Origin of the sequence: Aureispira sp. CCB-QB1 (assembly GCF_000724545.1) — a bacterium.
Lineage (GTDB): Bacteria > Bacteroidota > Bacteroidia > Chitinophagales > Saprospiraceae > Aureispira.
In genome coordinates this window covers 85,643-105,984 of sequence record NZ_JHBV01000023.1, presented here as the reverse complement: position 1 = coordinate 105,984, position 20,342 = coordinate 85,643, and the positions used below count along the sequence as shown (strand labels likewise).

General features: G+C 35.3%; 15 protein-coding genes. 4 read left to right on the top strand and 11 right to left on the bottom strand.

The window, feature by feature from the left end; genetic code table 11:
• Window positions 1–86: 86 nt before the first annotated feature.
• The 5 genes from CG11_RS11235 to CG11_RS11215 all read right to left on the bottom strand — a co-directional run bounded on the left by CG11_RS11235 (window position 87) and on the right by CG11_RS11215 (window position 5,366).
• Window positions 87–491, bottom strand: coding sequence for a T9SS type A sorting domain-containing protein (locus tag CG11_RS11235; RefSeq protein WP_156039747.1), 405 nt, complete (start codon window positions 489–491; stop codon window positions 87–89).
• A 298-nt stretch (window positions 492–789) separates the two neighbouring features.
• Window positions 790–1,485: a peroxiredoxin-like family protein gene (locus CG11_RS11230; protein WP_052596205.1), complete on the bottom strand. Its 696-nt coding sequence runs from the start codon at window positions 1,483–1,485 to the stop codon at window positions 790–792.
• A 220-nt stretch (window positions 1,486–1,705) separates the two neighbouring features.
• A complete protein-coding gene (locus tag CG11_RS11225) occupies window positions 1,706–2,989 on the bottom strand; it encodes a sigma-54 dependent transcriptional regulator (RefSeq protein WP_052596203.1) in 1,284 nt (427 codons plus the stop codon).
• A 140-nt stretch (window positions 2,990–3,129) separates the two neighbouring features.
• Complete coding sequence (locus tag CG11_RS11220; RefSeq protein ID WP_052596201.1) at window positions 3,130–3,507, bottom strand: CoA-binding protein; 378 nt, start codon at window positions 3,505–3,507, stop codon at window positions 3,130–3,132.
• A 209-nt stretch (window positions 3,508–3,716) separates the two neighbouring features.
• Complete coding sequence (locus CG11_RS11215; protein ID WP_052596199.1) at window positions 3,717–5,366, bottom strand: sodium:solute symporter family protein; 1,650 nt, start codon at window positions 5,364–5,366, stop codon at window positions 3,717–3,719.
• Between the two features lie 175 nt (window positions 5,367–5,541).
• On the opposite strand from CG11_RS11215, the gene CG11_RS11210 reads away from it, so the two are divergent.
• A complete protein-coding gene (locus CG11_RS11210) occupies window positions 5,542–6,324 on the top strand; it encodes a phosphatidylcholine/phosphatidylserine synthase (RefSeq protein ID WP_052596197.1) in 783 nt (260 codons plus the stop codon).
• 504 nt (window positions 6,325–6,828) lie between these two features.
• Here the strand turns inward: CG11_RS11210 and CG11_RS11205 are convergent.
• Window positions 6,829–7,230 (bottom strand): hypothetical protein, encoded by a 402-nt coding sequence (locus CG11_RS11205; RefSeq protein ID WP_052596195.1) that lies wholly within the window; start codon window positions 7,228–7,230, stop codon window positions 6,829–6,831.
• 633 nt (window positions 7,231–7,863) lie between these two features.
• Here CG11_RS11205 and CG11_RS11200 point away from each other — a divergent pair.
• Window positions 7,864–9,723 carry an ABC-F family ATP-binding cassette domain-containing protein gene (locus tag CG11_RS11200; RefSeq protein ID WP_052596193.1) on the top strand — a complete coding sequence of 620 codons (1,860 nt, stop codon included), beginning with the start codon at window positions 7,864–7,866 and terminating at the stop codon, window positions 9,721–9,723.
• A 141-nt stretch (window positions 9,724–9,864) separates the two neighbouring features.
• On the opposite strand, the gene CG11_RS11195 is transcribed toward CG11_RS11200, so the two are convergent.
• Both CG11_RS11195 and CG11_RS11190 read right to left on the bottom strand, forming a co-directional pair.
• On the bottom strand, window positions 9,865–10,446 hold the full coding sequence (locus CG11_RS11195; RefSeq protein ID WP_052596190.1) for a hypothetical protein: 582 nt from the start codon (window positions 10,444–10,446) through the stop codon (window positions 9,865–9,867).
• Between the two features lie 442 nt (window positions 10,447–10,888).
• A complete protein-coding gene (locus tag CG11_RS11190; protein ID WP_052596188.1) occupies window positions 10,889–11,404 on the bottom strand; it encodes a hypothetical protein in 516 nt (171 codons plus the stop codon).
• 355 nt (window positions 11,405–11,759) lie between these two features.
• Between CG11_RS11190 and CG11_RS11185 the strand changes: the two genes are divergently transcribed.
• The gene (locus tag CG11_RS11185) at window positions 11,760–14,492 is read left to right on the top strand and encodes a valine--tRNA ligase (RefSeq protein ID WP_052596186.1); all 2,733 of its coding nucleotides are present in this window, start codon (window positions 11,760–11,762) and stop codon (window positions 14,490–14,492) included.
• 108 nt (window positions 14,493–14,600) lie between these two features.
• Here the strand turns inward: CG11_RS11185 and CG11_RS11180 are convergent, their stop codons facing one another.
• The 3 genes from CG11_RS11180 to CG11_RS11170 form a co-directional block, all read right to left on the bottom strand.
• Window positions 14,601–15,623, bottom strand: coding sequence for a FecR family protein (locus tag CG11_RS11180; RefSeq protein WP_052596184.1), 1,023 nt, complete (start codon window positions 15,621–15,623; stop codon window positions 14,601–14,603).
• Window positions 15,624–15,768: 145 nt separating this feature from the next.
• The gene (locus CG11_RS11175; protein WP_052596182.1) at window positions 15,769–16,317 is read right to left on the bottom strand and encodes an RNA polymerase sigma-70 factor; all 549 of its coding nucleotides are present in this window, start codon (window positions 16,315–16,317) and stop codon (window positions 15,769–15,771) included.
• Window positions 16,318–16,413: 96 nt separating this feature from the next.
• Entirely contained in the window at window positions 16,414–16,638 is a 225-nt protein-coding gene (locus CG11_RS11170; RefSeq protein ID WP_052596180.1) for a hypothetical protein, read from the bottom strand.
• A gap of 694 nt (window positions 16,639–17,332) precedes the next feature.
• Between CG11_RS11170 and CG11_RS11165 the strand changes: the two genes are divergently transcribed.
• Window positions 17,333–20,290 (top strand): CHAT domain-containing tetratricopeptide repeat protein, encoded by a 2,958-nt coding sequence (locus tag CG11_RS11165; RefSeq protein WP_081909527.1) that lies wholly within the window; start codon window positions 17,333–17,335, stop codon window positions 20,288–20,290.
• Window positions 20,291–20,342 lie beyond the last annotated feature (52 nt).

Sequence of the window (20,342 nt, the reverse complement as noted above, 5' to 3'; positions counted from 1 at the left end):
TATTTGGATTTCACTCTGATTATTTGGAAGTTATACATTATCTTAATCTTGAGTATTCGGTTATTTCCATGAGAATATGGAACAGCCTAATTTTTCTCCATAGAGAGTACTTCCGTTTGACCATCTATGGTTATCAAAAAATAATACGTTCCGACTGCTAAATTCAACCAATCAAAGGTATAATACTTTCCTTCTACCTCTAAATCTATCAACATCGTTTTTCCTTTTCCATCTATAACTTTTAAATGTATCGAAGAAAATTCTTTTTCAATAAAGAGGGTCACTTTTTGCTTGGTTGGATTCGGATAAGCAATGATTGCTGTTTGTGAGGCGGCTACTTTTGTATGATTGTTCCATACAGTTTGAATTGGTTTGGTCACTTCTAAAACTGCTTCGCTCTGTTGGTTATCAGAATAAGCAAAAGGCAATTGATCTTGTGCCCAAATCGTACTATAACTTAAAAAACAAAGTGTGAGTATATACATTTTCATAGCGTAGTTGACTTATTAACTGAATAAGCTCTAAACTAAATGTTCCACCTGATGATCGCAAGTACAAAATTCTAAGTTTCTCAAAATAATTATAGCCATTTCTCAAAAAAAATCAAGCATAGGCTAATAATTTCTCTTAATAATAAACATGGAAATGAGCGTTTCTTCTTCCTTAAAAAAATCACCTACTCAAGTCATCCAAGATAAACTTTCCTCAAATAATTTTCAATTATCCCTATAATAAAAATGGTGCATGACCTTTCAATCATGCACCATTTACAAACTAAATTTATTGTGATTAAAATCGAATGTTATCTTCTAGTAGATTAAAATCATAAGTTAAGTTTTCTTCAATATCGTTGACAGGAATATGGTCGCCAATAAAATCGCCATAATGTGCTGTTTCAATTACTTTGGCTTGGCTAATGACAAAATCCGCAGGAATAATAGGAGCTTGAACCTCTCTAAGTCCTCCATAATTGTTGTCATTTTCTTTGTACAAATCCTGTCCCTTCTTCATTGCTTCCAATGCCTTTTTTTCTTTCAAGGTACGCTTGTATTTTGCCACTGAGCGCTCTACTCCATACAATTTGTACAATTCCTCATCAGGGTCCGCAATTACTGTAAATGGAATATTCATATCCTTTACATAGCCTTGCAGTTCTTCCTCAGAAGAAGGATAAATAGCAATAACCTCGATTCCCTTTTCTTTCATTTCTTGATAAGAATTAATCAATTCATGTGTGCGTGCATTGCAAATTGGACACCATGCTGGGCGCAAAAATGTAATCAGAACATTTTTATCTTTTAAAACCTTGTTCAGTTTGATTTGATTTCCTAAAACATCTTTGGTCACAAAATTAGGAGCTTTGCTTCCTTCTTGCAAAAAGACATGCTTATCAGGAGTTGTATTGGCTATTTTTGTTGGAGTAGTAAACGAGCATAAAGCAATAATTGATGTTATAATTAAGGTTGCTTGAAGTAATTTTTTCATGATTATAATGTGTGTATTTTATTTCGAAGAATTTTATACTATTGTAACATTTCGAGTCACAAATTGTTCATAAAAACACAAAAAAACAAAGAATACTCAAAAACAAAACACCCCACAAACAAAACATTATCAACAACTTAACATATTTAAAAAATAACAAAACAAAAAAAGCTACCTATTTTCTACAGATAGCTCAATGCTTTATTTCCTTATATTTCTTTTAAGCTTTTGCCTTATTACTAGCATACTTTTGGTATTCTCCAGAAACAAATTTTTGTACTGCTTCTTCATCTTCAAATCGGTCAAAAAGCGCCTTTAACTGGTCATGGCGTTTCATTGTCGGCAACACAAAACTTTCAACATCTGCACGAGTAATTTTTTGTTCGCTAAGAATAATTAAACGCTCAATTACATTTCTTAATTCTCTAATATTTCCAGTCCAATCTACTTCTTGCAACAATTGAATTGCGCCAGCTTCAACTTCTTTTTTCGGGCGACCATACTCATTGCAAACAGACTCAATAAAATGATCCACCAACAAAGGGATGTCAGCTTTTCTATCATTCAAAGAAGGAACTTGAATAATAATCACCGCCAAACGATGGTATAAATCTTCTCTAAAACGTTTGGCTTCAATTTCCTTGCGCAAATCTTTGTTCGTTGCAGCAATAACTCGCACATCTACCTTTATGTCCTTGTCACCACCTACACGAGTAATTCTTCCCTCTTGCAAGGCGCGTAATACCTTAGCTTGGGCAGAAAGACTCATATCCCCAATTTCGTCTAGAAAAAGCGTTCCACCGTGCGCTTGCTCAAACTTTCCTATACGCTGTTTATGAGCAGAAGTAAACGAGCCTTTTTCATGACCAAACAACTCACTTTCAATCAATTCAGCAGGAATAGCAGCACAATTCACCTCAACAATTTGGTTTTGGGCACGCTCACTTTTTTCATGAATCCAACGAGCAACCAGTTCTTTCCCCGTTCCGTTGGGTCCTGTCACCAAAACACGGGCATCGGTAGGAGCTACACGATCTATAGTTGCTTTAATTTTATCAATTCCTTCCGACTCTCCAATAATCGTTTGTACTCCTCCGCTTTTCTTAATTTTTTTCTTCAAGACCTTCGTTTCTTGCACCAACGATGATTTATCGAGCGCATTTCGAATGGTAATCAACAAACGATTTAAATCTGGTGGTTTCGAGATATAATCAAAGGCACCTTTTTTAACGGCCTCTACAGCTGTTTCTATATTGCCATGTCCTGAAATCATAATAACAGGCGTGTCAGGACTTAGAATATTGATGCGTTCCAATAACTCCATCCCATCCATTTTTGGCATTTTGATATCACAAATTGCTGCATCAAACTTGGTTTTCTTTACCTTTGACAAAGCATCAATACCATCTTTCGCCTCTTCTACTTCATAATTTTCCATTTCCAAAATATCTCTCAAGACACTTCGGATACTTGGTTCATCATCTATAATTAGTATTTTTGCCATAATATTTATTATTTTTTCTATAGGTTTTTAATGCAGAATATCCATTTTGATCTCCTGACAATGAAGTTTTAAAAATAGTGTTTTTTTATGAATTTTCTAATTCAACCTATAAGTTTATCACTTCTATAAATTACGATTTTTTAGCTTTTGTAATTATCAATAGAAAGCAAAACCAAAGTGCAAGCTACCTCTATTGTAGTTTCTGGTAATTCTTGTCTCAAAAGACCGTACAATTCTGTGTTTTCTGTTCCTGGATTAAAAATGACTCGCTTAGGCTTTAGTTGTAGAATGTAATCATAATATTCTTTTTGTACTGTTGGATTTAAATAGAGTGTAATTGTGTGTACATCTTCTATGATTGGTCGATCATTCTGAATAGGTATCCCAGCAGTTTCTCCTTTGCGAATTCCAACAGGAATTACCTCTATATTATTGTCCAACAGTCGTTGTGTTGCAAGATAAGCATAACGGGTAGGATTCGTTGTTGCGCCTAAAACAAGCGTTTTGTAATCGCTCATAGTTGTGGTTTAAGTTTAATTTATGGATAATAATTATTCATACCAAACAATTATTCTCTATTAATACTATTCTATTGATTTTTTATGTTTTTACTTCATGTATCTTTGAGTTTTATAAAAACTAAAAAGGCAACAGAGTATTATACTAATAAAGACCAACTTTAATAGGAGATGTAATTGTTCAGAATTTAGTTCTAACAAATTATAAATTACAAATGTTCGCTCAAATCAAAATCATTGTCATGACTAGTTACTATTTTTAAGGGTTGCGGCGGTGCTTGCTTTTGTGTTAATCTAGAAACAAGGATGATACTCAACAAGCCCGATAACATAGCCAAGGTTCGAAAAGGAAATAAGACAGAAGTACGTACCCCATCCACAATTTCTACCGAAGCATCAGTAATAGGATAAGGTATAAAGGTAGGAATACCTAATGTTTCATCTCCCCCTCCAAATCGCAAGATGGAAGCAACAATTAGCCCCGCTAAAGCACCGTATTTATTTGCTTTTGGATCGAACAAAGCACAAACCAAAGCAGGAAATAGCAAACAGTATACAAAGTCACTACACAAATACCACAAATCATAAATACTCTCGACCCTTAACGCTATCAGCGTTGCTGCAATTCCAACAATCCAAATACAAGACTGAATAACTTTCGCTAACTTTTCGGAAGTTACTTCTGGATTTAAAATGGGACGATATACGTTCCAACTTGCCATAGAAGAAGAAGACAAAATAGAAGAATCGGCAGAAGACATAACCGCTGCCGCAACAGCCCCTAATCCAATTGTTGCCACCAAAGAAGGGGTCATGGCCTTCATCACACTAGGCAAAATTTGCAAGCTATCTTCGGGTACTCCTCCCAAGCTTGACCAGTCTGCAACATTGCCTACCACACCTATCATAATAGGCGGAATAGCAGCAATTAAGCAAACGACTCCAGCCAAAACAGACAAACTTCTTGCTGTATTCTCATCTTTTGCAGACAATACTCTTTGAAAATATACTTGCCAAGGTATTCCTCCAAACATCAACAACAGTGCATAATCCCACCAATTCCAGTAATATGCCCCCAAAGCCTCGTGCGATGGCAGCAAAGAAGCAGCTGCCCCAAATTTAACTTGATACGCGGCCCAAGCTGTGTCCCATCCCCCTACATAATCTAGTGCGTAAGGAATGGTTATAAACAAACCAAGCAACAACAAAACCATCTGAATTACGTCTGTCAGCGCAACCGCCCAAAGCCCTCCTAAAGCAGTATAGGCAATGGCGATCATTGCAGAAAGTATAATAGAACTTTCAAGATCCAGTCCCAAAACAACTCCAAAAGTAGAGCCTAAAGCGGATAAAATGGCTGCTGTCCAAAAAATTTCTCCACTCAAAGCAGGTAAAAAGAAAAATGCAGCCGTTTTTTCGCCAAATCGTTGCGCCAAAGGATCTAGCATTGTCTTAAATTGATATCGACGCATTTTTTTAGCAAAAAACAGTCCACCAATAATCAAACTTAACGCATACCCCCAAGGAGCTTGTACCCAAACCAAACCACTCCCATAAGTCGCCTCTGCTGTTCCATTGATGTAACCTCCTCCTACCCATGTAGCACTCATGGTAAAAATGGCAATCCACAAAGGAATCGAACGCCCCGCCAACATTACTTCTTCCTCATTGCTATTGTCTCCTTTTTGCGAAGCAATATAGCTTCCCATAAAAAAAACTAAGCCATAAAAAAAAAGCATAGAAATAAATCCTCCCCAAAAAACTTCTTTATCTGTAAAAAAGTAAATATACAGCCCAACAAGTGACATAAAACCTGTCATGACTAAAGTGGGAACAAACGCTTTAACTGGAATTTTCATTGGTTTTTAATTTTAATTCATTGGGTTGTCAATGAATTGGTATTGATGTAGGATGTCTTATATTTAGGCAACGATCAACTAATTCTATAAAAGTAACAAAAAAATGTAATTCTAGATTTCTAATTCGCATTTTGCCAAATATTTGTATTTTACTCGCCTAAAACAATTAATACCAATGGAACAACAAACAGGTTATACTTGGGGGCAAAAAGCTGCCGCTTGGGGCGTTCACGCATTTACTGCATCGGGAATCGTTGCAGGTTTTTGGGGCATTGTCTCTGTTGCAAATGGCGACTTTTTTATGGCTTTTGCCATGCTTTTTGCAACGGTTATTATTGATGGTGTCGACGGTACCTTCGCAAGAATTTTTAAAGTAACAGAAGTTTTACCTGATGTATCGGGCAAGACAATGGACTATGTAATTGATTTTGCCACCTATGCCATCATCCCTGCCTTTATTATTTATGAAGCTACCCAAAAAGGCGTTCCAGTAGAGGAAGGAGGTGTTTATATGATTCCCGATGCTTTGAGAATTTGGGCTGCTGCCATTATTCTAATTATTTCTTCTCTTTATTATGGCAAGGAGGGCATGGTCTCTAGAGATATGTATTTCGTTGGGTTTCCTGTGTTGTGGAATTTAGTAGCATTTTATCTTTATTATGTAACTAATCTTCCTCCTATTGGTAATTTTATCATGGTACTGATCTTTGCTATCTTACACTTTGTACCAATAAAGTACCTCTACCCTAGTCGAACCAAAAAATTCATGAAGCTCAATATTTTAAATACAGTTGTATTCTTAATAAGCAATTTTGCATTGCTGGTTTTGATAGAATGGAATTACAATTTACCAACAGCACTTATCATTGCAAGAGTTGGGTCCGTTGCTTCTCTATTATACTTCGGAGTTTTGAGTGTCTACCACACTTGGTTTGATCCCGATACTAAAGATATTTAGTTCGGTTATCAAAAAAAACATTACTCCATTACACACACAGTAGTATCAACTAGTAGTTTCCGACGGTGCTACTTCTGAATTTCAACGAACTATTTGATCAACCGAATATAAAAAAGATATTACCACAAACAATCTGACTATCCAATGGCACAGGGTTGACCTTGGGTATCGTTTCGTTCGCAATAATATCTAAACTAAAAACAAATATTTTTTTTACGGACACATTAGAGCTTTACAAAAGCCCTAATATATCCAACACATCTTTCTCTTGGCTTCTACTTCTCATTACTTTCGGGATTTTCGTTAAAAAATGATTAGAACGCTACAACGTCTACACCCTTTAGTAGTTTGATAGAACCAATTCCCCTAAAAATCTTTATAAAAAAAAAAGTAGCCCCAACAAAAGTTAAGGCTACTCAAACTCTGTTAATCAATTATTTCCCATATAGCGGGAATTAATCATCCACTAAAAACAGTAGATTGTCTAATGGAGTCATTTAGACCTTATTTTACAATAGGGTTTGTTAAATAAATAGCTCCATATTTAGATTCTCCCACAGTTGCCGTTAGGGTTACTTCGGTATCTTTTGCTATACTTTTAGCCTCTTCCTCTTTATCAGCAGGAAAAACAGCGACTACTTTTGCCTGTTTCATACCAGTCAAAGGTTCATCTCCCAAATTTAGATATATATCCCCTGTTGCTGTATTGCTTGTTCCCCAGCTAATGGCTTTAATCGTAATTTCCTTGCCTTCTTTTTCTTCATATTGACTGGTTAAATCACTACAAGACAATGCTTCTACTTTAGGAGTCGTCGTTGTATTGGCATCTCCGCCATCTGTAGAACTACCACAAGCAAATAAGGTTAAGCATAAAAACAGGCTAAATAGTAAGGTTGTTGATTTCATTGTTCTTTTTTTTGCGTTTTGTTTAAAGTTGTGCTTGAAAGATTAAAAAATAATTGCATAAACAATCATTTTCTCTCCTCCAAAGCATTTTCATTCATTATTCGATTACAAAGTTAACATTTAACGAATACAATAAAAGTCATTTTTTCGACTAAAATAATATATCCAAAAACAAAATAACAACATAAACACCTAATTAACAACTCCTAAAACTTAAAAAAACATATACTTTCAGCACAAAATAGCATTAATTATTTTTTTGATTACAAATCACCAATAAAGTTACAATACTAATACTAATGAATTCCATATCTTTCATTAGTTGTTGAAAGATTGTAGTACTTTTATTGAATAGTTCGTTGATTAGCTTCGTGAGCGCTTTGCTTTTAGTTAGCAGCACAGCTAACTATTTTTTATTCAAATTGAAATATTTACCAAGCTACACAAAAGTCCATTATTTCAGTCTTTAACCAAACTTTTGAGAAGAAACAAACAAGCATTGGTAGATATGTTTTATATTTGTTTTCTTGAAGTTCAAAATAAAGTATTAGCCAACTACTTTTAAGAACACGTTATCAATCATGGTTTGTCCATTTCTATCTCAGAGAAGCGCAAACAATTAGACACATAATTATGAATTACCTAACCGTAGAGGGAGTTTCCAAATCTTTTGGAGAGCGAGTTTTATTTGAGGATATTACATTTTATATCAATCAAGGTGACCGAGTGGCGTTTATTGCCAAAAATGGAACAGGAAAAACATCTTTGATGGATATTATTATGAAAAAAGAGGAAGCTAGCTCTGGAAAGGTATGGCTGCATCATAAAATATCTATTGGCTATTTGAGTCAAGATCCTAATCTAGACTTAGAAGCAACTGTTTTTCAAGCTGTTTACAATTCTCCTAACCCCATCATGAAAGCTATTCTTGCTTATGAAAAAAGCCTCCTGAATCCCAGCGATATTGAGGCAATGCAAGAAGCTATGTCCGCTATGGATAGAATGCAAGCTTGGGATTATGAGTTTAAAATCAAGCAAATTCTATCCAAACTAAAGGTAGATTACATGGATCGTAAGATCAAAATGCTTTCTGGGGGACAAAAAAAACGTGTTGCTCTTGCAAAAGTATTAATTGATGCTCCTGAGTTCTTAATTTTAGATGAGCCGACCAACCACTTGGATTTGGATATGATTGAATGGCTAGAAGAGTATCTAAAACAAGGTAAACACACTATATTTATGGTGACGCATGATCGGTATTTTTTGGATAGTGTGTGCAATCAAATTTTAGAATTAGATCAACAACAAATCTTCAAATATACGGGAGACTATTCCTATTATCTAGAAAAAAAAGCAGACCGTGAAAGTAATTTTGCGGCTACTACCGAAAAAGCAAAAAACCTATACAGAAAGGAGCTCGACTGGATGCGCCGTCAGCCTAAGGCTAGAGGCACAAAGGCAAAAGCAAGAATTGATAAGTTTTTTGAGGTTGAAAAGAAAGCCAAACGCTCTTTGGATAATGAAGAAGTTATTTTGGACATCAAAATGACTCGTCTGGGTAGCAAAATCATAGAGCTCCACAACATCCATAAAAGTTATGGAGAGCACGTCATTCTCAAAGGATTTGATTATAAGTTCAAAAAAGGAGATCGTGTTGGCATTGTGGGTAAAAACGGTGCAGGAAAAACAACTTTGCTCAATATGATTGTTGGCAAAGAAAAAGTTGATGCTGGGAAAATTGTCATTGGAGATACGATTGTTATTGGCTATTACACTCAAAGCGGGATGAACTTAAAAGAAGATCATCGAGTTATTGATGTCATCCGCAATATTGCAGAATTCATTCCCATGCATAAGGGGCAAAAGTTGACTGCGGTACAACTTTGTGAACGTTTTTTGTTTGATTCTAAAAAACAACAAACATATGTCTCTAAATTAAGTGGTGGTGAACGCAGACGGCTTTATTTGTTAACGATTATCATGCAAAATCCCAACTTCTTGATTTTGGATGAGCCGACCAATGATTTAGATATTATTACGCTACAAGTACTAGAAGAATTTTTACAAAGCTTTCCTGGTTGTATTGTAATTGTATCGCATGATCGTCACTTTATGGACAAAATTGTTGAACATACCTTTGTATTAGAAGGAGATGGTTTGGTTCGTGATTTTCCTGGTAATTATTCTGCTTATCGAGCAGTAGCTAAACAAGAAGCCATTGAAGCCAAAGCGGAAGAAAAAGAACTGGCATCAGAACAACCTACGGTCAAAACAGCTAGCAAAATTTCGCAAGAAGAACGTAAGGAAATCAAACGCCTAGAGCGCCAAATAAGCAAACTGGAAGAACAAAAAGCGAACATTACAGCGCAATTTAACGATACTAATTTGACTCCTGAAAAAATTACTGAATTGTCGAAAGAGCTGAATGAATTGAACGAAAATTTGGAAGAAAAAGAGTTGCGTTGGATGGAGCTAGTGGACGAACTCGGCTAGTTCTTTCTAAGGCAAAACAATCTGTTATTCCAATAAAAAAGACTAAAAAGTGCTCCAAAGGCACAATTTAGTCTCATTTTACAAAACGCTAATTTTAAACTAAAAAGGGTGGCTTTATCATAGATACAATCGCTTATACATCTATTTTAAAGCAGCTATAATCTTCAAATCTGTCGGAAGAGTTTCTCCTTCATCATTGTAATGTGTGTTCTCTATCTTAAAACAAACCCCATCTTTGCCTTTGAAGCTAAACGTATAAGCACCACTTTCTTCCACAAATTTATTCTTCCCATCTACTTCTGTCGTAAATTCATTTTTATAAACAACTCCATAAGCACCATTAGGATACTTCAACGTCTCTACAGGCGTTAATTTGTCAGGTGTTCTTCCTTTTCCTGCTGGAATATTTTTAGAATCAATATTGCTATTTTCTTTTTTCATATAGTCGGCAAATTCATCTACAGAAGTTTCTGTAAAGCAATCTGTTTCTGACTTTTCGATGCGAATACGATCTTTTTTCCCTTTGATAATGTAACCACGAAACTCATCTTCGTAATTAAGATCTTCTTCTAATTTCCAATCTCCAGGAATTTTAGCCGTTAAATTAAATTTTTCAAGAGAAACGTCTTGGGTCAATTCTAAATCTTTAGGGGCTGTATCCCCTCCACAAGAGATTAATAGAGATGAAAAGAATAGGCTCAATAACGCATTGGTTAATCTCATAATAAGTAATATTTTTAAGTTTATAATTGTTGGTAAAAACATTGAAAAAGCACACCTTCTAAATTTATGAATGCTTATCCATTTAGGGATTTGATAATTTTAGAGTTTTTGATTACCACAAAAATATTTCATTTCTTTGGCACTTAAAAAACACTTTTTACGCCATTTAAAGATTTTCACGACAAAACCCAAGCCATAAAAAACTAACAATCAATACAATACCATCAATACATATATATATCTAACTACAAAGAAGGGTTCTAATTTTATTTTCGGATAAAAAAACATTTTGTCTCTTTGTATAAAAAAGCCGCCATGCGATCACTAGGCTCTACTAGGCTCTATCAAACAATAAGCCCCTAAAACAATCAAGTTATTTTAGGGGCTTATTAATGTTAGTAGCAGCGTAGCTAACTATTGAATGTAAAATCACTTCTTTTGCCTACTCTTGCTCTTTTACAGCTTGGTATATGTGCTCTACTTCTTCTTTGCTAAAAGGCTGACGTCGCCCAGTTGTAGTACTAAAACTAAACGACTTGTTCCCTTTCACTGCAAAATAGTTAAAGTTAAAACACTTGGTACTATCTCCAGGTATTTGTACTTCATATATAAAGCCACAATCCTCTTCCAAAATAGTCTTTTGAAAAGTGGGGTTTGTTTTTTTTATGTCATCCAAAGCCTCCGTTGCCATAGCTGTACATTGAGGAGAACTTGCCCCTTGACTGTATATCTGCACATAGTAATCGGTTCCCTCAATAACAACATCCTGCATAAAATTATCAGAACGGTTGGTTACTTTAGCATCTTCAGGAGCCTGAATTTTGATTGGAATACCATGTTGTAATAAATCCAACTGTTTCGGAAAAACATCTTTGATTGTAGGTTCTTTTGGCGTTTCACAAGCCATTAGCCCCATTGCAATAAAAATACATACAATTAATACATTACTTAACTTCATTTCTATATCTATTTTTTTTATGATTTTAGTACACTATCAAATGTTAGTATCTAATTAACTAGCATTACTCCATTAAAAAATCGTATCAACTTGATTACTAAAAGGATACAACTCCATCTATTTTGAATCTAAAAAACTGATAATCAACGATGAAGCTCTTTAAAAGTGAACTACTATTAGATACTTTTTTAGTTTTTCATAGAAAAACGTAAAAAAGCAACGGAGTATTATAACTAGAATAAGCACAATATTTTTCACAAAGGTAAAAAACTTATTAAATTTGTGTTTTCATCAATCGTATAATTGATAAAAGAATAATGATATTTAATAAAAATTTTAATAAAAAAATTTAATCATGACCTTGCCAACGCAGTACAACGCAAAAGACGTAGAGTCGAAATGGTATCAGTATTGGATGGACAAAGGCTATTTTCGATCTACACCAGATGACCGAGAGCCTTATACCATCGTTATCCCTCCACCTAATGTAACGGGTGTCTTGCACATGGGACATATGCTTAATAATACCGTCCAAGACGTCTTGATTCGCAAAGCTCGATTAGAAGGCAAAAACGCTTGCTGGGTTCCTGGAACGGACCATGCATCTATTGCTACAGAGGCAAAGGTAGTTAAGTTATTGCGTGAAAAAGGCATTAAAAAAAGTGATATTTCTAGAGAAGAATTTCTAAAATATGCCTTTGAATGGAAAGATAAATACGGTGGGCTTATCCTTGAACAACTCAAAATGTTGGGTGCTTCTTGTGACTGGGAGCGCACACGTTTTACCATGGAACAAAAACTATCCAATGCTGTTATCAAAGCATTTGTTGATTTATATAAAAAAGGCTTGTTGTATCGTGGTTTGAGAATGACCAACTGGGATCCTTCCGCTCAAACCGTATTGTCTAACGAGGAAGTTATTCATAGTCAAGAGAATTCTAAACTATATCACGTTCGTTACAAAGTCGAAGGAACAGATGATGAATGGCTCACCATTGCAACTACTCGTCCAGAAACAATTTTGGCAGATGCTGCAGTAGCTATCCACCCTGACGATGAGCGTTACACACATTTAAAAGGGAAAAAAGTAATTATCCCTATGGTCAATCGTGTTGTTCCAATCATTTTTGACAAATATGTAAAAATGGATTTTGGAACAGGTGCTTTGAAAGTAACTCCAGCGCATGACATGAACGATTACGAAATCGGTCAACGTCATAATTTGGAAGTGATTGATATGTTGCATGACAATGGTCGCCTAAAAGGTCCTTTTTATGTAGGAATGGATCGAGAAGATGCCCGCAAACAAATTGCGAAAGATTTAAAAGCTCAAGGATACCTTGTAAAAACCGAAAATTACTCGAATAGTGTTGGACGATCAGAACGTACCAATGCAGTTGTTGAGCCTAAGTTAACTAAGCAATGGTTCTTAAAAATGGAGGGACTCTCTGCTACGGCATTGGATGCGGTAGAAAATGGTCCTGTCGATTTTTTACCAGAACATATGCTCAATACATACCGCAACTGGCTAAAACCAGAAAACGTTAGAGATTGGTGTATTTCTCGCCAATTGTGGTGGGGGCAACAAATTCCTGCTTGGTATTTAAAAGAAGATAAAGAGCAGTTCTTTGTTGCAGAAACAGCGGAAGAAGCTTTAAAACAAGCTCAAGAGAGCTTAGGTAACCAAAATCTTACTTTGGAGGATTTAGAACGCGAAGAGGATGTTGTTGATACGTGGTTTTCTTCTTGGCTATGGCCCTTATCTGTTTTTGATGCCTTTGAAGATCCTAAAGAATTGCAATACTACTACCCTACCAATGTTTTGGTAACAGGGTGGGATATTATGTATTTGTGGGTAGCTCGTATGATTATGGCTGGCTACGAATGGTCACCTGAGTTATTGGGTGAAGAATTGGCAGCAAAAAAAGGAGTACATCCATTTAAGCACGTTTACTTTACAGGAATGGTACGTGATAAATTGGGTCGCAAAATGAGTAAATCATTGGGCAACTCTCCTGATTCTTTGGAATTAATCAGAAAATATGGTGCTGATGGTGTTCGCTATGGTATTTTATCTGCTGCCGCTGCTGGAGGGGATGTTATTTTTGATGCTCCATTTGTAGATAAAACTAAGACATCTATTCACAACGAATCTGAACTATGTAGCACAGGTAGTAAATTTTCCAATAAACTCTGGAATGCCTTGCGAATGGTGAAAGGATTGGAAGTAGTAGACCAACCTGCCAACGATGAAATTGCTAAAATCAATGCTTTTGCCATCAAGTGGTTGGAAAACGAATACAATAGAACCTTAGAAAGTGTGGAGAAGAGTTTTGAAAGCTTGCGTTTGTCTGAAGCTGTTAAAACGCTTTATAACTTTATTTGGGGAGATTTCTGCTCTTGGTATTTAGAAATGATCAAACCGGATTATCAACAGCCAATTGATAAAGCGACACTTGAAACAACGATTGATTTCTTTGAAAAAATTATGACGTTGTTGCATCCATTCATGCCTTTTGTTACGGAAGAAATTTGGGCACACTTACGTGATAATCGTGCCGAAGGCGATGATTGTACGGTAAGTACTTGGCCTAAGGCTGGCGAATTTGATGCTGATTTTCTGTATAAGATGAGCATTACAAAGGATTTAGTAAGCTCTATTCGAAATGCTCGTGACAAAGGTCAATTAGCTAAGAAAGAGTTATTAGAGCTATTGGTAAAAGATAGCGATACAGCACACCAATTTTTGGAAGAAGCGGGTATGAAAGAAACGATTGAAAAAATCGCTTACTTAAAAAGCTTTGAATTTACGAATGAAGACAAGCACGAAGGCGCCTCTTTTATTGCGGGTACCGAACAATATTACCTTTTGTTTGAGCAAAAAATTGATGTGGAAGCTGAACGCAAAAAACTAGAAGCAGAACTCAAACAAAAACAAGGTTTTGTTAAAGGCATTGAGAAAAAATTAAGCAATGAAGGCTTTGTCAAAGGAGCTCCTGCTCAAGTTATTGAAAAAGAACGCAAGAAACTTGCAGATGGTAAAGCGAAGATTCAATTGCTGTTGGATAGCTTGGATAAGCTAAACTAATCTTTAGTAATTTTTAAAATAAAAAAGCACTTTCCAAAATAATCTGGAAAGTGCTTTTTGTTTTGACGTTGTTGACAACGCTTAACAACTCATCGTCAATAAAGCAGATTATTGATTAGAAATTTTATATTTTTTATTGGGTTCTATGACTTCTAATTTTAAGCCAGATGCTAATGTCAAGGACTCCAATAAATCGTTTACATCCATCACAGGAAATTCTCCAGATGGCGTTCCTTCAGTTCCCTCTGCCACCTCAATTTCTACATCATAAAACGTTTGCAACAACAATGCAATTTTCTGTATAGAAGTCGCTTCAAATTTAAATGTACCTGTTTTCCAAGCTAAAAAATTTGGAGAAAACTCCTTGATTCGTTTAATACTTCCTTTGCTAGAAACAATCGCTTGTTCGCCTGCATTCACTTCAATTTCTATATTACTTCCAGGAGCAATCACTTCGACAACACCTTCTACAACACGTATAATGGTTTCTTTCTTTTTGTTCGTTACTGTAAATTGTGTTCCAACCACTGCAACTTTGGCACTATGTGTATGGACAAAGAAAGAAGGGGCTTCGTTTCCTTTAGAATCTACATCAAAAAAAGCTTCTCCTTTGCGAACTTTAACAGCATATTGACCATCTTTTTCGCCCATATCCTCCACTACTGCACCTTTATTCAACCAAATTTTATCCCCATTTTTAAGAGTAGTTTCTACAACACTTGCTTCTGCCGTTAACTGCACTCCCCTCAAACCATTGTCAAACTCAGCATTAATATTGGCAAACAAATCGGTTTCTTCTGCCTGGCGGTTGTTAAACTGATTGATTCCAAAAATAGAAACAAGAACAAATACAGCTGCCACTGCGATTTTTTTCCACATAGCAATTCCGATCACTTTGGTTTCAGGTTTTGCCGTAGAGGAAGCCGAATCATTCAACAAAGGCTGTAATTCGTTCCAAGATGCCTTAGAATCAAATTCAATATATTCTACATTTTTTGTTAAAGACCAAATGGCTTTATGTTCTTTAAATTCAGCTGGATGCTCTTTTCTCCAACGTTCTACAAGCGCATTTTCTTCAGCCGTAGATTGCTTGTTGAAGTATTTAGGTAATATTGCGTAAATATGTTCCATTTAATTTTCGATTTATATGTCTTTAAGATTTCTAATAGAAATCTTCTTTTTCACGGTTAACAGATCATAGAATTTGTCAATTACTACATTTTTAGATATTTCTTTCAATGAAGAGTCGTTTCTAAAAAACATTCCCCCTAAAGATTTATAAGAAATTTAAAAAAAATATCAAAATCATTAGATCTGATAACTTTTGACGCAACAGTTTTAAGGCACGAGAAATTTGGTTTTCTACTGTTTTGGCAGAAATATCCATTTCTTCTGCAATTTCTTTGTAGGTATAACCGTTCACTCGGCTCAATAAAAAAACTTGTCGACACTTGGCTGGCAGTTGAGCAATAGCATATGACAACTGCTTTTTGCGATCCTCATTGCGTTCGTCTCCATCATCTGACTCGGTCTGCGGCACTCCAGAAGGTGTCATATTAGCAACATATTGTTGTTTGGTTTTATCCTTGCGAATAAAATCAATCGATTTAAATTTGACAGCCCGAATCAAATAAGCTTCCAAAGAAGTTTTGATAGATAGTGTTTCTCGTTTATTCCAAAGATCCAAGAAGACATCTTGAACCACATCTTTGGCCGCATCCTTATCTTTTAGAACCGAATAGGCATAGTTGGCCAAACCATTAAAATGTCGATGGTAAATCTCTTGGAATTCGCGTTGACTATTAATTTGTACAAGTTGACTCACGTTGATAGTATAAAGTGTGGTAAAAGAGGCACAAGGTACACCCTTAATGTTAGGTGTACCTTGTGCTAAAAAATGAAACAGGTTACTTTATTCTCTTTATTGATTAGAAATAAAAATCCAATACATTAAAGCCAAAACTAAACCAATTCCAATGACAGAGTAAAGTACTAAGTTCTTGATTTGCACTTCTTCTTCTTCTGTAACAACAACTTCCTCTTTTGGTAGTTGTGCACGTTGTTCTTTGGCTAGGCGTTGGCGCTCTTTTTTAGTAATTTTTTTCTCATGCGTACTACCTGCAACCTTAAATTGTTTTCTAGACATGCTATAAAGAGTATTTTATTCGAGTTTATCTAAAGATTGTAGTTTGTTGATTACCTCATGAGTGCTTTGCTTTTAGTTAGCTTCATTGCGACTGTGTGGTTCCAACAAACTATTGTAAAGATAAACTCTCAACTAATAGATAATTCAAAAATACATTTGAAAGTTTGTTCCAATAAGGCTTTCAAAATATTGTTTGATTCTGTTTCATGAGCAACAACTAGTTAAGTAATCGTTCAGAAAAAAGTATAAAGAATTACTTCTTGTTCTATACTACTTTGCCTTTGAATAACTCACCTTCTACATTGGCAAATTTATTTTTATTAGTTGTTTAATTTGTAGATACAAAACATTTACAACCACACTCATTTAGACAGAATTACTTACAAATATAATCGTTTACCCATACAATGAAGAAGATTTTTGTTAATTTCTCTTTTATAAAAAACAGTTCTCAATAAAATTTTATTTCGATCCAATATTTTTTATTTAAATTGTAGTGTTATATATATTTAATGGGTACGGTGCAAAAAATACTGATTCTGTTGACATAAAATCCTTGTTGCTTATTCGGTTAACGATGAGAAGAGTTGATGTTTTTTTTGAATTCAATTCTTTTTCCTTGCTCAACACAGTATTGCCCCTCTTTTAACCAAACCTATTCACTAAAGTAAATATTACTTTTTAAAAGTATATTGTGAACCTCCTATCCTATCCAATAAGCCACTTTCTGCGAGGGTGCTTACTCTTGATTTTGATATTTTCATCCAATTCCTCTTATGGGCAAAACCAAGCTATATCTAACTTATATGAACACTTAAAAAATCCCACTATTAGCATTGACAGCACCGCACAGATTTATCGACAGTTAACACGATTGCAAGCCAAACAACACAATTACACTGCTGCTTTAGATGCCGCACAAAAAGAAGCCAATATTCAGAGAAGAACTCAGAATCAAAAAAAGCTAGCTGAAGTATATTTTAATATTGCCAGTTTGCACAGAACACTAGCCGCCTATTCCAAGGCATTGATATGGGGAAAAAAGGCGTTGGATATTTGCCTCAAGGTATTTGGTAAAAACCATACAGAAAGCCTTAGCATTTATCGCTTTTTGGCACAAACCTACTATTTGCAAGAAGATTATGTTGCGGCAACAACACTTGCACTTAACACCATTAAAGCTTATCAAAGTGCACCCAAGCGACAAATTGATGCAGAGATTAATTTGCACATTTTATTGGGCAGTATTTATGTTCAACTAGGACAATACAAAGAAGCTCAACACAAATTTTTATTGACCCAACAACTTTATCATCAATTTGAGTCGAAAATTGACAAAGAATTGTTGGCTCGAATATATAATAATTTAGCTGCCTTAAAATTTCAACAACATGCCATTCTTGAGTCATTAGCCTATTATCAAAAAATTGCCGTTCTTCGACAAAAAATGCATTCCCAGCAACACCTGTCTTTGCATACTACATATACCAATATTGGCAACTGTTACTATCAATTAGGGAATTATCAAAAGGCATTAAGTTATCATTATAAAACCCTTCATATTTTACAAAAAACGTATCCCAAACTCCACCCTCTTATCGCTTCATCTCACAACTATATTGGGGGAACATTTCAGCGTTTGGAACAAACAGATTCTGCGTTTGCTCATTTGCATCAATCGGCTACTATTTACCAACATCTCTTTGGGACAGAACACCCTAAAAATATCGCGCCTCTTTGGCGACTAGCTAAATTATATCGTCAGCAAGAATCTTATCAAGAATCGGAACGAATTCTAAAAAAAATTACAACATTACAAGAAAAGCATTTTGGAACCAAGCATCCTGACTTAGCCAAAATGTACCTAGACATGGCTTATCTTTTTCAAGCTCAAAAAATGTTGGTTAAGGCTAATTATTATACCCAAAAAGCCTATCAATGTAATCTCTTGAAAGAGCACCCTTTGGATCGATTACTTTTATTAGGCATCATTGAAAATCAATTGCATATTAGTCTTGATTTAGCCCCCAAAGAGCAGCAAAATGCTTTTTTGCTCCTAGACAAAATTCCGCACATCATTGCTTTAACTCAGAGTAATGTTCGTTACTTAACTGATAAACAAAACCTAATTCAGCAACTTAGAAAAGTTTGCGAAAGGGGAATTGAGCTCTGTTATCAGTTGTACCAACGGCAACCAAATGCTGCTTATTTGAACAAAGCTTTTGAATTGATGGAATACAATAAAGCTGTCTTATTATCCATACAGATTAAGCAAAATTACTGGCAAAACAATCATACCAACAGTAATTATCAGCAGCAAGAGCAGGCATTGGCACAAATTCATCTTTTGGAGCAAAAATGGAAAAAGGCAGAACAAGATCAAAACACATCATTAGCCATCCAACTCCAAGAACAATTATTTAAAGCGCACAGAACTTATGAACAGATCAGTAATCAACAAGAGCAGCAATTTCAACACCATCGCCCAATTCAATTAAGTTTGCTACAAGCAAAACTTTCGGACAATCAAACCGTGATCAATTATTTCTACGGCGAACACTACATCTATATTTTAAATATCCAATCACGGCAAGTTCAATTACAGCAAGTTGATCTAGATCTCAAAAAAGACATTGATCAATTTTCTAAATATTTACTTGCCCTAGAAGAAAGCAAACTAAAACTAGCTCATTCTTGCCAACAATTTGATCAAGCAGCTTTTATGCTTTATCAAACGCTAATTCCTCCCCTCTGTACCAAAGAGTTGCTAATTATTCCCGATGGGCAATTAAATTATATTCCTTTTGAAACCTTAACGACTCGCTTTTCTCCTAATGCCAATGGTTACCATCAATTAAAATATGCATTGCATCAACACATCATTAGTTACGCCTACTCTGCTACTTCTTACTATTATCAACAATACAAACATACCAATCAGAAAAATTGTCAAGTGCTTGGTTTCGCCCCAAGTTACAACCGTCATTTTAAATTGGCTTCCCTTAAAGCGAATGTTCAAGAAGTCGAATTTTTGGAACAGCAATTCTTAGGCACCTATTATTATCATCAAAATGCCTCTAAAAAAAACTTTCAAAAACAAAGCAATCGTTTTGGTGTTTTACATCTAGCCTCTCATGCTTATGCTGATAACCACGAGTTGCAACAAGCAAAATTGTTTTTTGCAGCAACAACAGCGGATAGCAACGCTATGGCACTGCATCCTCATGAAATCATGCAATTGCCCTTGCATGCAGATTTTGTAGTTTTATCAGCTTGTCAAACAGCTATTGGGTATTGGCAAGAGGGAGAAGGCATTATGAGCTTGGCTAGGGATTTCATGTATGCAGGGGTGCCTAGTATTTTAACTACGCTTTGGCAGATTAACGATCAATCCAGTAGCCAAGTTATTCAAAAATTTTATCAAAACTTGCAAACCATGCCTAAAAATCAAGCATTGCAGTATGCCAAGCAAACTTATCTAACACAAGCGTCTGCTTTTGGTGCTCATCCTTACTTTTGGTCAGGGTATATTTTGATTGGAAACACCAATAGATTGGATATAGGTCGCCCATTTTATCGAAAAATATGGTACATTTGCGGCTTGACTTTATCTTTGTTGATAATTGCCCTACTATTTTTAAGAAGAAAGTAATCTTAGAGATATTTTATAAGATAAACAAGCCGCTCAACAGGTAATGGATATA